The sequence below is a fragment of the Psychrobacter sp. FME5 genome, assembly GCF_014861375.1.
GTDB lineage: Bacteria > Pseudomonadota > Gammaproteobacteria > Pseudomonadales > Moraxellaceae > Psychrobacter.
Genome location: NZ_RRYX01000257.1, coordinates 1 through 678, shown reverse-complemented (window position 1 = coordinate 678; position 678 = coordinate 1). Strand labels below are relative to the sequence as shown.

At 41.2% G+C, this 678-nt stretch carries 1 protein-coding gene; it reads right to left on the bottom strand.

Translation table 11 applies throughout. From position 1 onward, the window contains the following. A partial coding sequence (locus tag EI161_RS14580; RefSeq protein ID WP_225735427.1) for a hypothetical protein occupies positions 1 to 678 on the bottom strand: 678 nt, incomplete at both ends.

The window sequence follows — 678 nt, the reverse complement described above, 5'->3', positions numbered from 1 at the left end:
AAAGTCTTTAATAAACCGTAACTTACGGTACTCATTTAACCCATGATGACTGTGCAATTGTCGCTTTAGCTCACTGAATAACCCTTCAAGAGAATTGGTCGTATTTGGTATATCTAAGTGCTCATATTCTCGATAAGTAAACCGCCAGTTACTATTGGTTCGTAGACTACGATAAGCACTTCTAAGACGCTTGTGCGTGTACCACGTTCTACCAGTATCCTCATTGGTACTACGTTCACTAAGATAGGCTTCATGAGTCAAATACCAGTGATCTAAGCGCTTTATGAACGCTGTCTTATCAAGCTGTATTATGTTTAAAGCGAGCTGTCTAAGCTCAATACTGGCGATGTTCTTAGGGCGACGAGTGAGGTAGCGGGTCACTATTTGTATTTGATGAAACTGGCACATCTGGCATGGGGTACAGGTAAATAACGTACGCAGTCCTCGTCTACCATCGCAGGTAATACTTTGTATATCAACGCCTAACGATGCTAGGTGATCAATCCCTTGCTTATAGGCACTATTAGTTTCATGACTCACTATCGCGTAATAAAGAACGGTTTTAGTGGTGTTATCCATAAAGACCATTAACCCAAACTTGCGACCAAAGTAAGTGGTGTCCATGATGATATTAGCAGTCTTTGGTCGTTTAACCTGATACTCGATACTGACTTTATC